We start from the raw sequence: 13,972 nt of genomic DNA, 5'->3' as shown, positions 1-13,972 counted from the left end.
TGGATTATGTCTTACGCACCACCCGATCACTGGAATCAAGTCTTTGCTAAATGGAAGGATGCTGGCACCGATCTAGATTGGGGAACCCAATGGACGAAAGTTCACCTTCCCTTCCTCAAGTCCGCCAACGTTAAAACTGTGCTTGACCTTGGTTGCGGGACAGGGAACGACGTGTTACGTCTTGTAAGGCAAGGTTTTATAGTAATTGGTGTGGATTTTTCAAATGAAGCAGTGCAACAAGGACGCGAGAAAGCAAAAAAGCTAGGACTAAGCGTACAGTTTGTAGTTGCGGATATGGCAAAACGTTTGCCTTTTGATAGTGCAACATTGGATGCTGTCATGTCCAATGTTGCCATCCACATGTTTTCAGATCAGATTACACGCCAGTTGTTTAAAGAAATTCGATGAATAGTACGCCCCAACGGATTATTTGTTTTCCATGTTAATTCTACAGAAGACGCTTTAGTTCGGACAGAACGCCACCCACCCATACGCGAAATCGAGCCAAATTACTTTCTAGAACATGATGGACAAACTATGCATTTTTTCTCTAAAGAATATTTGCTAGACCTTTTATCTGACTGGAAAGATGTAGAGCTAAAACATTACGAAATATTGTATCAGCAAACAGGCAAGCCGTTTAAAAGAGTTTGGTGGGGTAAGGCAACACAGCCTGACTAATCGCCTCGTTAAGAGTCTTAAGAATGGGATGTATTACGAGAGGGCTGCTGCGTCTGGATGGGAACCAGTCAATATATTAATATCTTTGTGAGATGGAAAATAAAATCATGAACATAATGCTTCGTCCCAAGTCAAAACCGAACTTTTTCGCCAAAATTCAGTTGATTTATGTCAGATTCTCGCAAAGAAATCAGAATTTGTTTTATTGGTGAATCCTTTGTCAATGGCACAGGTGATCCAGAGTTTCTGGGTTGGACAGGTAGAGTGTGCCGCAATGCTGAGTCAAGAGGATACGCTATCACCCATTACAATTTAGGGGTGCGGGCAGAGACGAGTCGGTATCTTAAAGAACGTTGGTACTCAGAAGTCTCCTATCGTCTCCCAAGAGAATCCGATGGTCGAGTTGTGTTTTCCTTTGGCGTAAACGATTCAGGATGGGCGGGTAAACAGCAAGGAATCGAATTGTCAGAGTCAATTGCAAATGCTCGCAGTATCTTAAGCCAAGCAAAGCAACTCTATCCGATCTTGATGGTTAGTCCGCCACCCTGTGGTGATGTCGCTCAAGAAAAAAGAAATCAAATTCTCGCAAATCTGTCACAAAAATTTGCGTTGGTTTGTGATCAACTAGATGTTCCGTATCTCGATGTGTTTTCCAGTTTGGTGAAGTCACCCATCTGGCTAGCAGAAGCAAAAGCCAATGACGGTGCTCACCCAAAAGCAGATGGTTATGCAGAATTTGCAGCGATCGTACAAAACTGGGAAGGTTGGTTAAATTGGTTTACACCTTAAAAAATGCTGACATCGTTATCCTATTGGCTAATCATGGCTTAGTACAGTTTTGCGTAAAAGCGTAGCATTAACAATGCAAGCGACGCATTAATAATGCAAGCCGATGCATTAACAATGTAAACCGACGCATTAACAATGCAAGCCGACGCATTAACAATGTAAACCGACGCATTGGCATTGCAGGGTATTACCTTTCATTAATTCGCTACGAATTAATGGAAAGGCTGTACTGAGTCGATGTGTCCTACAGGCTTTTAGTTCTGCGTTAGCGAAACGGGGCGGAACGCACGTCGCATTCTATTTAAAAATTTCAACACTTTCTCAATCAACTACTTTCAATCAACAACATCTCCATGACATTACCAACTACCAAGCTCGGTAAAACCGGATTGACCGTTTCCCGCCTTTGTCTCGGCACCATGACATTTGGATTGCAGACCGACGAAGAAACTTCCAGGGACATCCTCGACACCGCTGCTGATGGCGGTATCAACTTTCTGGATACAGCCGACGTTTATCCTCTCGGCGGCGGCCTTGCCACTGCTGGTAGCACCGAAGAAATCGTTGGGCGCTGGCTCAAAGGCAAACGCGAACATTTTATCTTGGCTACCAAGTGCGTCGGCCGCGTTGGCCCTGCACCTTGGGATCAGGGGGCTTCGCGTAAACATATTCTGGATGCGATCGATGCTTCCCTGCGGCGGCTGGGAACTGACTACATCGACCTGTACCAATTGCACTCCGACGATGCCTCAACTCCCCTCGATGAAACTCTGGAAGCGCTGGATGCGGTGGTTCGTGCTGGCAAAGTACGCTACATCGGGGTTTCCAACTTCTTAGCCTACCGACTCGCCCGTGCCTTGGGTCGCGCCGAGACGCGCAATCTAACTAGGTTCATCTCAATTCAGCCCCGCTACAACCTGCTGTTCCGCGAAATTGAGCGAGAACTATTGCCCCTGGCGAAAGAAGAAGGACTGGGTGTAATTTCCTATAATCCTTTAGCGGGCGGTCTGCTCACCGGCAAACACATTCTCGCCAAAGGCCCCACCTCAGGCACCCGTTTCACGCTAGGTGCTGCCGCAGAACGCTATCAAGATCGCTACTGGCACGATCGCGAGTTCAATACTGTCGAGGCTTTACGCACAGTAGCGGATCTCGCCGGATTTTCCCTTACCACCCTAGCAGTGGCTTGGGTTTTATCTAATCCGATTATCACTGCCCCCATAATTGGTGCTAGCCGCCCAGAGCAACTTGCCGACTCTCTGAAGGCAGTAGAACTAAAGCTCGACGATAATTTGAAACAAAAGTTAGATGACCTAACCGCTGAATACCGAAGGGGAGATTCTCTTCGTTAGTTTCTATTTATTTAGGACTTACGCAAAAATTGCTAAAAAGCTTAATTTATCGTAGACACGTAGTGGCTTGCCGCAGGCTACCGCCATCTCTACGAAAGGCTGACGCCAACGCGCAGCCTCTCGTAGAGAAGAATCTTAGAGTGTGCGTAAGTCCTATTATTAAAACTCCAAACCTCATGCTTGCAAAGTTGTATTAATACCAATTCGCGATGAAGATGCACTTAATTTTTCTTAAACGAACCGCCCGGATGGCTTATCCAGTCATCCATTTTTCTATTGCAGAAAAGCTAAAACAATGCCACGCGACCGACTTTCATGACGAAAAAAGCCAGACAATCCAAATCCTTTCAACGTGCTGCTGATGCACCAGATTTGCCATCAACTCCATTCAGGTTCATTTGCTATTTCATTAACCAGTTCCGCTGGTGGTATGTGGCAGCGGTGATCCTGGAGATAATACACGCAACCTGTGGCATTATGTTGCCCTATGCCATTGGTGAGATCATCCGGGGCGTAACGCGATCGACGGGCGACAGCAAGCCCATTTTTGATGCCATGAAGCAACCCCTGATGCTGTTCACCGCCTTGAGTGTGGGTGAAGTGGTATTCGGGCGATCGGCTGGACTCTTGCACACCATCCTCCATCCAATCCACCGACAGCACATTGTGCGATCGCTATATGCTTACTTGCAGCACCATTCGCATCGCTACATGAGCAACAGTTTTTCCGGGGCATTGGCACATCGGATTAGCGAAACTTCTCTGGGTGTTACCCAGACGATGCAAATGATGATTACTGAATTTATGCCAGTAATCGTCGTGTATACCGTCGCCACAATGTTACTGTATCGCGCCTATCCTCCGCTTGCTGCACTGGTGGGGATATGGGCAGTTCTTTTCATCAGTATTTCGTTTTGGCTAGCAACTCGCTGCCGAATTTACTCCCGAAAGGCCGCAGCTGCAAGAAGTGAGACAACTGGCATCATTGTAGATGCAGTAACAAATATTACTAGTAGTAGACTGTTTGCTCGCTTGGGTTTTGAACGACGCTATTTGAATGAGCAATTAAGGCGCGAAATCAAAGAGGTGAGAGAGTCCAATTGGTATTCGGAGCGAATCCGCTGGTTTCAATTCATCTCAGCAGCCATTCTGAAAATCAGCACCCTATATTACTCACTCTCCCTCTGGAGTCAAGGAGTGATTGCTACTGCTGACTTCGTTGTGGCAACCAGCCTGTCGCTGCTGATTATCAGTGAAGCCCGCAATTTGAGCCGCCGCTTTCTGGAATTTTTTGAACATATTGGTAATGTCGCTAATGGTGTCTTGATCATCGTTCAACCCCACGAGTTGATTGATCGCGATCGTGCGATCGCCCACTCAATTACCCAAGGTAAGATTGAGTTTCGGCGGGTGAATTTCAACTACTCAGATGAGAAGAAAGTTTTCCACAACCTTTCTGTTACTGTTTTAGCGGGACAGCGTGTCGGCCTAGTGGGCTTGTCCGGCTCTGGAAAATCCAGCTTTGTCAATCTAATTCTGCGTTTGTTCGATCCACAATCTGGACAGATTATCATTGATGGGGTCGATATTCGAGACATGACTCAGGATGCCTTACACGCTCAGATCAGTTTGATTCCCCAAGATCCGTCTCTGTTCCATCGCACTTTGCTAGAAAATATTCGTTACGGACGCTTGGATGCAACTGACTCCGAAGTGATCGAGGCGGCGCGAAAGGCTAATGCTCATGATTTCATCATCCAAAGTAAGGATGGTTACGATTCTATGGTGGGCGAACGTGGTGTCAAGTTGTCTGGAGGGCAGAGGCAGCGGATTGCGATCGCCCGGGTAATTCTCAAAGATGCGCCGATCCTGATCTTGGATGAAGCCACCTCCAGTCTCGATTCAATCACTGAAAAAGTAATCCAGGATACCCTCGACTTAGCAATGAATGGGAAAACGGTGATCGTAGTAGCTCATCGACTATCTACTATCGTCCATCTAGACCGGATTTTGGTGTTCGACAAAGGTCGCATTATCGAAGATGGTTCCCACACCAAACTGCTGGCACTCGGCGGCGCTTACCACAGGTTATGGAAAATGCAGGCAGGTGGATTTCTACCGGAAAATCTCGGCGAGGAACCCATACGTGAAGCTCGCACTGGCACAGATAACATCGAAGAGGGAATGATTGCTTGACATTTGCCGCTACTTAAGGTTTATTTGCAAATTCAATTCAGGAATTGTGCGGGAAAGAGTCCACAAAACTAAAGTAATGTAATTGAAGTAGGGTGTGTTATGCCGGAGCCTAACGCACCTAAAATTGTCAGATTTCACGAATAGCTTATCAGCTTCAGCTTGTTGCTGTGTCAACATAGCCTAATAAGCATCATCCAGGAATTTTAGCCTGTGTTTTGGGAGACAGAAGCTCTGAAACATTTAAATTGTTGTGGTCGATTATTAAATGTTGGAATTTAGATTCCCAAGTACAGATAGTTATCCCGTTTATCCTTATTTTATAGCAATACGATGTCTACATTGTTAGCAAAATATAATTGACTTGAGTAGAAGCTGAAAATAGCCGTTTCAGGCATTATCTTGCTCGTCTACATCGTAAAACTTTCTACTACTCTAAAACCGAAGAAATGCTGAAATATTCAATTCAATTAGTAATATATTATCTCAAGTACGGTTCTGTGGCGCTGTGGGGCTATGCGCCCACAAGCTTGAGGCGATGTCTACGACGGGCTACGTCTACGCCTGATTCATAATTCCTATTCAGCAACACCCACAGCCGAATTACAGGCAGATCGAGTTTGGGAAGCAGCAGAAAACTTAGTCAAAGCATGGGAAACTCCAGCAGTTGAGTACACAGCTCAAATTATAGGCATCGATGGTGGTGACGTTGTTGTGGAAATTGAAACCCATGAGAGGCTGCCTCTAAAGAAATGGATAAAGCGTTTACGTCTTTTTACTTATTTTTTACCGTTATAATTATATCAGTAAACCAAAAAGTTTTTTCCCTAAGAGCGATCGCCAAAGTTTTTGTAGTCTACGATACTGTTTCCGACCCAATCCTTTAACTAGCAGACATAGTGCAGATAATGATTACTTATGATTAGCTGATTAATAATTTTTTGACGCTAACCTGATGGAATATAAATACCTTCAACTACTTGATATTTACGCTCAATAGCTTTAGATAAAAAGGCTAACATCTGTTTGAGTCCGAAAAGTGGGCGATAAATCAATCGACTACTTTTCCTTTTACAATTGATTCTCAACCAAAAAAGATTTACCCAAATATTAACTAACAAAAAAGAGATAACAATAAATAATAATCTCAATAATTACACGAGATTTTAAACTATTTACGTATATTTTTAAGCATTCTTTTTTTAATTTTTCAGAGTAACCCTGCTGTTTATAATAATCGATAAACTAACGGCTAAAGTTAACACATACATGCCCACAGTTTACCATATTTTTTGCGATTTTTGCATATATGAGTTGATGCACACCTTGGACATTGGATAGCCATATCTATGATGATCACTGACTTGTACTGAGCGCAGCAATGCACTGAGCTTGTCGTTGGCGCAGCCTCTCGTAGAGAAGTGTCGAAGTAGCTTTGTCGTATCACTTCTCCTTCTCCTGACGGAGAGGTTGCGCCAACAAAGACGCTAGCGCGAACGTGGAAGCAAGCTAGCAAGAGCGTCTCCAAGAGTTGTGCGGGCTGTTAGGCGTCACTTGAATTCATACTTAAATTATGCAACACCAAGCAGGTTATTAATCTTGCATTTAATTTTTTGCATAAATCTGCTTTGGTCTTGTTTGATTACTATTAATCAAAAACATTAATGTCATAAAATTGGTCTCCTTCTCAAGACTGATTTTTACTAAAGAAATTAAATAGAAGAGATGATTTAAGTATGATTTAATAGTCTGAAATTTGACGTTAGCAAACAATCTGTAAGGACTATGCGTTGATTAGTAAAGCTTTTACTGAGAACAGACAGATGGTAGTCTTTGATAGCTTCTGTTCGGAGAGTTTTAATCAGCACTAATCATACTGTAGGTAGATTCCAAGGAAATGAGAGAATATCGAAAATAGTATTACAAATAGTAATAATTTCTGATTGCAGATGAATATACTGTGTCGCTGTTCCCGGAGATGGAAAAATGGTTTTTATGGAAAGTAAGCGCTTGTCCTTCGTTGCTGACTTTCCATCTGTACAACTCGATAAAAACTTTCCTCAAACTTTAGTCCAAATACCGCCATCAGTGCATTGTGAAGTTTGTGTAATTGTTCCAGTTCGTAATGAAGCTCAGACGTTGGCAGCAACCCTTACTGCCCTAAGACATCAAGTTGATCTAGAAGGACAGGTTTTAGACCCCAGACGCTACGAAATAATTTTGTTGGCAAATAATTGTAGTGATGATTCAGCAACTATAGCCCGGAGTTTCGCTCAACAACATCCAGATATAGCACTGCATGTAGTTGAAAAAACTCTGCCTGCTGCGGAAGCCTATATTGGTCGAGTGCGTCAGATTTTGATGGATGAAGCATACCGCCGTTTCTGTAGTTTAGGACGCACAAGGGGGGTAATTGCTTCAACTGATGGAGACTCGCAGGTAAGCCCAACTTGGATTGCTGCCAACCTGTACGAAATTAACTGTGGTGCTGATGCTGTAGGTGGGCGAATTCTCACCGATCGCACTGATCGCACTAATCTAGACCCCTACACCAGAGCTTGCTATCTGCGCGATGTAGGCTACCGTCACTTAATTGCAGAATTAGAAACTTACCTCGACCCCGACCCCTATGACAGCTTTCCTCGGCACTATTATCATAATGGGGCAAGTCTAGCGGTGACAGCAGAAATGTATGCACTGGCAGGAGGCTTACCACCTGTGCGGACTCCCGAAGATGTAGCGTTTTATCGGGCTTTAGTGCGAGTGAATGCTCGTTTTCGCCACAGTTCGCTAGTGCGGGTAGTAACTTCTGCAAGACAAATTGGACGCACTAGCATTGGTATGGCGAATCAGTTGAGTAAGTGGGCAGAAATGGGACGGAAACAGCAATCATTTTTAGTAGAGTCAGCAGCGGCTATCGAAACTCGTTTTGTTGCACGTCGCCAATTACGAGTGATGTGGTCGTGCGCTCTCAATGGCTATCAGCCAAGTCATCCCAGTGTCGCGTCTTTGGCACAGATGCTGGGAGTTTCAGCCCAATGGCTTGTCCAGAAATTAACGCAACCTTATACCTTTGGTGAGTTGTTTGAATTAATCGAAGAACGCCAGCAGGAAGAAGGAATTTGGGCTTCGCGCTGGAAATTTGTGGAAATTGAACAAGCAATTGGGGATTTGCGCTTGCGTCTTGAGAGTTTACGTCAGTAATTGCTAAAAGGAAGCATTACCCTACTCTAGGGTGAGGCTTCCAAAGCGGTTTCTTCTAAAAAGTAAAACTAAACACCAAAAAATAAAGCAGGTTTAATTTCTTAGACTCGCTCGAATAAATCAAGTCGATATTCTTCCTGGCGTTGATCTTTTAAATACTGTACCCGTTGACCTTTTAAATGCCGCAGTTTATTTGGGGCTAACTCAAAAAACGAGTTATGAACTTCATCACCACTCAACGGATAATCACGGGCATAGAGTGTCCAATGAACTAAAAGTAGATGTCCTCCAGGTTCCAGGTGTTCTAAAATGCACTGTTGGGATTTTTTCAGGTCTTCCCAGCTCCAGTAATAGCCAACTTCCGAGACTAAGGTCAAATCAAACATCTGATCAGGATATTGCTCTGGGACACGCATAATCTGGAACTTGACATTGGAGAGATGCTGACAGCGCTCTTTTGCTCTATTCTGCGCTAGGTTTGACACATCAATCGAGAGCAGTGAGTCACAACGCTCTTGTAGCTTTTGAGTCAAAACACCAATGGAACCGCCGATTTCAAAGGCAGACCGATAGCGCTCTTTTGGTAAAGCCGCAATCGTGGCAGCATATTTGTTAGCTTCATATTCCCTGGTCTCAAACTTCCATGGGTCAGGATCTTCGCTGTAAAGTTTATCGAAGTAGCTAGGTGGTAAGGAGTCAGATTGTAACGGGTTCATTGGATTTCCTCTAAATAAACTTCCCAAGGATGAGTAAAGTTTGCTAACATTTCGGCACTCAGGCGAAAACCTTCTGGGTCATCGTCAATTAAGTCTGTAATTTGGGAACGATAAGCAGCGATCGCTTGCTGTTTCAACTCCACTACCGTGCTAATATTCAACCGCCAGGTTGTCACCTCAAGAGATGCTGGCAGACTCCCTCGTTGCTCTGAGTCCCAATCCCAAATAGGATACTCAATCAATCGTGGGGATAAGTGCAAATCATCCAAGGCTGCTTTGATTAACTTCCACGTCGCTCGGTGGTCTGCGTGAGGGTCATACCGCCACGGTAAAAAGATAATTTGTGGGGCGATTTCTGTGATGTAAGCACGACAACTAGCTACTGCACTTTCATACTGTGTTGAAATTGACCCATCTTGCATTCTACAGAAGGTGACAGCATTAACCTCTACACCCAGCAATTTCATTGCTGATAGCGTTTCCGCTTCCCGCAGAGTTAGGAGTCTATCTGCGGGATATTTCAGAGAACGAGGGTGTGAAAGGGTACCATCACTGATAACTAAAACTTGCACATCACAATTTAAAGACCGTAACAGAGCGATCGCACCCCCACAACCTAACGTCTCATCATCAGGATGGGGTGCAACGATTAATGCCGGACTACAAGCGATCTCGTTAACTGAACGCCAGGGCAAAATACTAGGATTGCTTAGTGGTAATCCAATCATGCCGAATTTATTCATCATTCCAAAGCAAATAACCAGGATTACTTTCATGCAATACATACTGCCCGACATTTGCCAAGGCCGCATCAAAAGCAGGTTGACGCAGATATAGAGTCAAATCTCGGATAATGCGTTCCATCGGATTTGGTGGGAGTAAGCCGCGAGTCCCAACAGAACGTTCGCACAAATTCATTACATCAATGCAAATTTGTTCAATTGCTGTCCTCACCATATTTGCATAAGCAACGAGTTGGTCTGCTTGCGGGTGGGGAACTGTGGGATCGCCACCAAACATAGGCGCATACGCTGCTACCTGATCCGCAGCCCCCCGCAGCCAGAGATTGCCACTTTCAATGGCGATCGCCATTCTGCCAAGTCGTTCTTTTTGATATGGATCATTTGTGTATTCCAACTTCTGAAGATACTGGCGAGTCAGATTAAATAGTGCTTCTGCCCCACCTAGTTGCACAGCGGCAAACCGAATTACCCCAGCAGACAACCAGGGCTGTCGATGGTAATCTCCTGCTTGGCCGATTAAAGCGCTCTGATCCAACTCTACACCGCTAAAATCCACTTTGTAACTTGCAGTAGCTCGCATCCCAGAAGGTTGCCACCAACTTGGATCACTAACTGTTGTAACTTCCTCCATTGGCACAATGCATATTTGCCAACCGCCGTCTGGCAATACTCCATTCACGAAAGGACGTTCTACATAGCCTGCACCAGTACAAAACGTTTTAGAACCTTCCAGGCGATAACGTCCATTCTCCAAAGAAATTACCTTGACACCATCTGAGGCTTCGGCATTCCAAACGCCAAATATTTTATGACGATCGCGGGCATCACGAGCGTAGCTTGTGATTTGTTCTCCAGTACCAAAGGTCTGAATCAGTTGCAGGGCGTTGATATGTCCTTCATAAATTCGCCCAACAGCCAGATTGCCATACCCCATCTGCTTTAATAGGATTAAAAGCTCATAGGTAACATTAGCATCTATTCCTGCACCCCATCCGCCTAATTCTTTCGCCAATGGTGCAGTCAATAACCCAGCCTTAGCAATCAGCTCAAACTCCTGCTTGGGAAAAGCATTATTGAAATCTATAGCAGCGGCATTATTTGCACAATAATCAGCAATTTCCGTGGCACGTTTTAGATCCAGAGCAATGTTGGAATCATGCCATTTTGGGATGACAACATTTTTTGATAATTGGATGCTAATAGCTGACTCCTTTGTGTAATATTTCTTTATATATTGTTGATAGTAATGAAATTAAGTCGGTTAATATCTCTATCTTTTGTGTGATTCTATACTCAATAAAAAGGGAGAAAATTAAAATACCTCTAAGAGAATATTTTAACTGTCCGTGCGCTTATTTCGATCTAACCTTTCAAATTACAATCGGGTCAAGCTGATTTTAGTCTCTGCCAGCCATGCAAAATTGGCATGGTAAACAATCCCCACGCCAAACCCGTAATTAACCCAAAGGGAGTGACCAGATAGTTATTAAAATTCCACAAACCAAAAATCTCTGCTGCCAATTCCAAAGGATAAGCCATCATCAGCACACTTGCGTAGCTTGCCCCCGTAAGGATTGCCGCACTACTCCAGCCATACTGACTTAACCAGTAAAATCCCTTACCCCCAGTTACCCCATACAGCAGGCGAGTAATCAGCAAACCTGTGACAGTACCGTAACAGCGCATACACACAGCCATAATAAACGGGGGAGTCAAATCTAACCCCATAGTCGGTTGCGGACATACATGATTACCCATGAAATAAATGATGTCCGCAATCCCAGGAACCAACCAGACTCCAGACGCAGCCAGAAAGGGAGCCACTGGCGGGCCAAAAACCATCCCCGCCAGCATGAAATCAGCAATAAAACTGACCCAATTTACTTGCAACTTTTCACTGAAAGCTACTCTTGTCATCTCCATTTCTCTGCGCCCTCTGCGCCTCTGCGGTTCCTTTCTTAACCTACCTTATTTACATAGGGACTTGTCAACTTATCCAACTGCTGAATTAACAAACTAAGGAACAATCCCACATCTGTCACCACACCTACCGATTCCACAGAACCGCGATCGCTTAACTTAGTCACCACAGCTGGATTAATATCCACACACACCATCTTCACCCCAGCCGGAGTCATATTTCCGACGCCAATGGAGTGCAGCATTGATGACAGCATCAAAATCATCTCCGTACCTTCGAGGTGTTTAGCATAAGCCTCCTGGGCTTTAATCAAATCCATTTGGGTATCAGGCAAAGGCCCGTCATCCCGAATCGACCCAGCAAGCACAAAAGGTACATTATTGTGGACACATTCATACATGACGCCACTTTTAATTGCTCCCGCTTCCACAGCTTTCGGAATGCTGCCATAACGACGGATACTATTAATTACCTTCAGGTGATGGCGGTGTCCACCATGCACGGCGACACCCCGCTTCATGTCCACACCCAAGGAAGTGCCCATGATATTTTGCTCGATATCATGAACTGCGATCGCATTACCAGCCAACAGTGCTTGTACATATCCTTGACGAATCAGTTGTGCTAGGTGTTCACCGCCACCAGTGTGAATCACCACAGGCCCAGCCGTGACAACTACCTTACCACCAGCATCGCGGATTTTCCGCAATTCCCAAGCCACTTGCTCAACGACTAATTCCACCCGCCGTTCACTGGAAACGCCCGCGGACATAAAACTAAATTCTTGGGTGCTGCGTAGTTCGCGCGATTCAGTTTTGCGAATGGTGCGGATACCTAGCACGTCTACAATTACCTGTTCGCCAACTTCTAAATCGCGGAGTATTTTACACCGAGCGACTAAGCCATTGGCAGTTTGGGTAATTGCGATCGCCCCATCCATGCGCTGATTTTCCACCTTCATCCACTGACTATTAATTCGGACTTCGGTGGGATAAATCGTACTGACGTAGAAATCATCAGGTGCTACGCCATCTTGGATTACAGGCTCTAAGATCGCATCTCGCTCATCATGCGGTAAATCTACTGCACCCAAATCAATCAACAGCGAGATGATTTCTTCCATCACCTCATGAGATGGTGCTGATACCCTGACTTCGGCAGCTGAGGTACTTTGGCGCTGTTCTCCCAAGTTGAAATTTAGGACTTTAAAGCTTCCGCCGGCATCTATAATCAAATCCAAAGCACGGTTAATTAAGCCTGCATCCAGCAAGTGTCCTTCCATGCGAATGACGCGGCTTTCTACCGAGACAGTGGCATGAATTTCATCTCTAACTGGTTCTGTTACCCGCAGAGTTAAACATTTAGCTGCGCCACCAGCTTTGAGAAATTCCGTAAGCTGCGTTTCCAGTACTTGGAAACCTGCATCCGTAAGGCGGGTTTTCAAAGCATCACTCGCCTTATTCATGATCACGATGCTATCCACATTCACTGCATTACAAGCGAAATTGACTGCATCAGCTTCTTCAATTGCGATCAGCTTTTCTGCTGCGACTCGCATTTCGATTAAGCGATTGGAGTAAGAATCAAAAGCGCCTGGATAGTACAGCAAATACCCATTTGCTAGGGGACAAAAACAGGTATCCAGGTGATAGAAACGTTCGTCTATGAGTCGCAGGGATAGCACCTCAATATCAAGCCATTTAGCTAGATAAGGGTGAGAATCTAATTCCGAGCGGAAACCGTATCCCGCCCATAACCAGCGGCCTTCCCGATCCAGCAGTGCGTCCCCTGCTCCTTCAAAGGGCAAATCTTTGGGAAGTTCATTGACTGTATAACCATTTGCCTCAAACCATTGTTTGAAGAAAGGTTCCTCTCCCTGACGTTCTTTGTGCAAAAAGCGACTAAGGACGACGTTATCCCCCAGTACTAAGCCCGCGTTGGCGGTAAAAACTAAATCAGGCCAACCTTTTTCAGGTGGTACTAAGTCTACAATGGCGTGTTGTTTAAGGATCTGGTGTAGTCCCTGCCACTGTTCCACGGCGCGATCGCGTGATGATTTGTGAATATTCCCTTCCATCCAGGGATTAATCACATAGTCCACATCGTAGTGGTCAGGGGGACACATTAAAAAGCGAATACGGGAAGTCATAAAAATCTTACAAGCGTTTAGATGTTAGAAGCTTACTTTGAATACAGATTTTCATTTTTCTACATGTAAAATCTGCCACGAGAGCTTCTATCTTTTGATAGTTGAAGTCTTTACAAAGGCTTCGTTCTTAATTCTATTACTGGAAGAGACAAAGTGAGGAGAATAAGTACAGAAGGTGGCAAAATGGCGTTAGGCTAGAGCTAATCTTACAGATGAATGACGTT

The 13,972-nt window shown here is 44.8% G+C and carries 11 protein-coding genes and 2 pseudogenes; 7 read left to right on the top strand and 6 right to left on the bottom strand.

What is annotated here, in order from left to right:
• Positions 1-6: 6 nt before the first annotated feature.
• The 6 genes and pseudogenes from V7K48_RS29260 to V7K48_RS35230 all read left to right on the top strand — a co-directional run.
• The gene (locus tag V7K48_RS29260) at positions 7-408 is read left to right on the top strand and encodes a class I SAM-dependent methyltransferase (RefSeq protein WP_335077911.1); all 402 of its coding nucleotides are present in this window, start codon (positions 7-9) and stop codon (positions 406-408) included.
• A gap of 129 nt (positions 409-537) precedes the next feature.
• Positions 538-681, top strand: coding sequence for a hypothetical protein (locus V7K48_RS29255; RefSeq protein WP_335077909.1), 144 nt, complete (start codon positions 538-540; stop codon positions 679-681).
• 168 nt (positions 682-849) lie between these two features.
• Positions 850-1,470, top strand: coding sequence for a GDSL-type esterase/lipase family protein (locus V7K48_RS29250; RefSeq protein ID WP_335077907.1), 621 nt, complete (start codon positions 850-852; stop codon positions 1,468-1,470).
• Positions 1,471-1,823: 353 nt separating this feature from the next.
• Positions 1,824-2,822 (top strand): aldo/keto reductase, encoded by a 999-nt coding sequence (locus tag V7K48_RS29245; protein ID WP_334725588.1) that lies wholly within the window; start codon positions 1,824-1,826, stop codon positions 2,820-2,822.
• Between the two features lie 315 nt (positions 2,823-3,137).
• Positions 3,138-5,018, top strand: coding sequence for an ABC transporter ATP-binding protein (locus V7K48_RS29240; RefSeq protein ID WP_335077904.1), 1,881 nt, complete (start codon positions 3,138-3,140; stop codon positions 5,016-5,018).
• 365 nt (positions 5,019-5,383) lie between these two features.
• Positions 5,384-5,494: pseudogene (locus V7K48_RS35230) on the top strand (IS1 family transposase); the annotation flags it as partial.
• Positions 5,495-5,962: 468 nt separating this feature from the next.
• Here V7K48_RS35230 and V7K48_RS35225 read toward each other — a convergent pair.
• Positions 5,963-6,169 (bottom strand): annotated as a pseudogene (locus V7K48_RS35225) (ISH3 family transposase); the annotation flags it as partial.
• Positions 6,170-7,001: 832 nt separating this feature from the next.
• Here V7K48_RS35225 and V7K48_RS29235 point away from each other — a divergent pair.
• The gene (locus V7K48_RS29235) at positions 7,002-8,219 is read left to right on the top strand and encodes a glycosyltransferase family A protein (protein WP_335077902.1); all 1,218 of its coding nucleotides are present in this window, start codon (positions 7,002-7,004) and stop codon (positions 8,217-8,219) included.
• 101 nt (positions 8,220-8,320) lie between these two features.
• Here the strand turns inward: V7K48_RS29235 and V7K48_RS29230 are convergent, their stop codons facing one another.
• From V7K48_RS29230 to argZ, 5 genes are all read right to left on the bottom strand, one after another.
• The gene (locus V7K48_RS29230; protein WP_335077900.1) at positions 8,321-8,935 is read right to left on the bottom strand and encodes a class I SAM-dependent DNA methyltransferase; all 615 of its coding nucleotides are present in this window, start codon (positions 8,933-8,935) and stop codon (positions 8,321-8,323) included.
• Complete coding sequence (locus tag V7K48_RS29225; protein WP_335077898.1) at positions 8,932-9,681, bottom strand: PIG-L deacetylase family protein; 750 nt, start codon at positions 9,679-9,681, stop codon at positions 8,932-8,934. Before V7K48_RS29225 ends, V7K48_RS29230 begins: the two co-directional genes overlap by 4 nt.
• Positions 9,671-10,795 carry an acyl-CoA dehydrogenase family protein gene (locus V7K48_RS29220; RefSeq protein WP_335078070.1) on the bottom strand — a complete coding sequence of 375 codons (1,125 nt, stop codon included), beginning with the start codon at positions 10,793-10,795 and terminating at the stop codon, positions 9,671-9,673. The genes V7K48_RS29225 and V7K48_RS29220 overlap by 11 nt, the downstream gene beginning before the upstream one ends.
• A gap of 269 nt (positions 10,796-11,064) precedes the next feature.
• Complete coding sequence (locus V7K48_RS29215) at positions 11,065-11,595, bottom strand: DUF2085 domain-containing protein (RefSeq protein ID WP_335077896.1); 531 nt, start codon at positions 11,593-11,595, stop codon at positions 11,065-11,067.
• A 41-nt stretch (positions 11,596-11,636) separates the two neighbouring features.
• Entirely contained in the window at positions 11,637-13,748 is a 2,112-nt protein-coding gene (gene argZ / locus V7K48_RS29210) for a bifunctional arginine dihydrolase/ornithine cyclodeaminase (RefSeq protein ID WP_335077894.1), read from the bottom strand.
• Positions 13,749-13,972 lie beyond the last annotated feature (224 nt).

The organism is Nostoc sp., from assembly GCF_036919615.1.
Lineage (GTDB): Bacteria > Cyanobacteriota > Cyanobacteriia > Cyanobacteriales > Nostocaceae > Nostoc.
This window is presented reverse-complemented; position numbering and strand designations above follow the sequence as displayed.

Coding starts and splice junctions, on each gene's coding strand:
- V7K48_RS29260 (WP_335077911.1), top strand. CDS start 7: ATGTCTTACGCACCACCCGATCACTGGAATCAAGTCTTTGCTAAATGG.
- V7K48_RS29255 (WP_335077909.1), top strand. CDS start 538: ATGCATTTTTTCTCTAAAGAATATTTGCTAGACCTTTTATCTGACTGG.
- V7K48_RS29250 (WP_335077907.1), top strand. CDS start 850: ATGTCAGATTCTCGCAAAGAAATCAGAATTTGTTTTATTGGTGAATCC.
- V7K48_RS29245 (WP_334725588.1), top strand. CDS start 1,824: ATGACATTACCAACTACCAAGCTCGGTAAAACCGGATTGACCGTTTCC.
- V7K48_RS29240 (WP_335077904.1), top strand. CDS start 3,138: ATGACGAAAAAAGCCAGACAATCCAAATCCTTTCAACGTGCTGCTGAT.
- V7K48_RS29235 (WP_335077902.1), top strand. CDS start 7,002: ATGGTTTTTATGGAAAGTAAGCGCTTGTCCTTCGTTGCTGACTTTCCA.
- V7K48_RS29230 (WP_335077900.1), bottom strand. CDS start 8,935: ATGAACCCGTTACAATCTGACTCCTTACCACCTAGCTACTTCGATAAA.
- V7K48_RS29225 (WP_335077898.1), bottom strand. CDS start 9,681: ATGATGAATAAATTCGGCATGATTGGATTACCACTAAGCAATCCTAGT.
- V7K48_RS29215 (WP_335077896.1), bottom strand. CDS start 11,595: ATGACAAGAGTAGCTTTCAGTGAAAAGTTGCAAGTAAATTGGGTCAGT.
- argZ (WP_335077894.1), bottom strand. CDS start 13,748: ATGACTTCCCGTATTCGCTTTTTAATGTGTCCCCCTGACCACTACGAT.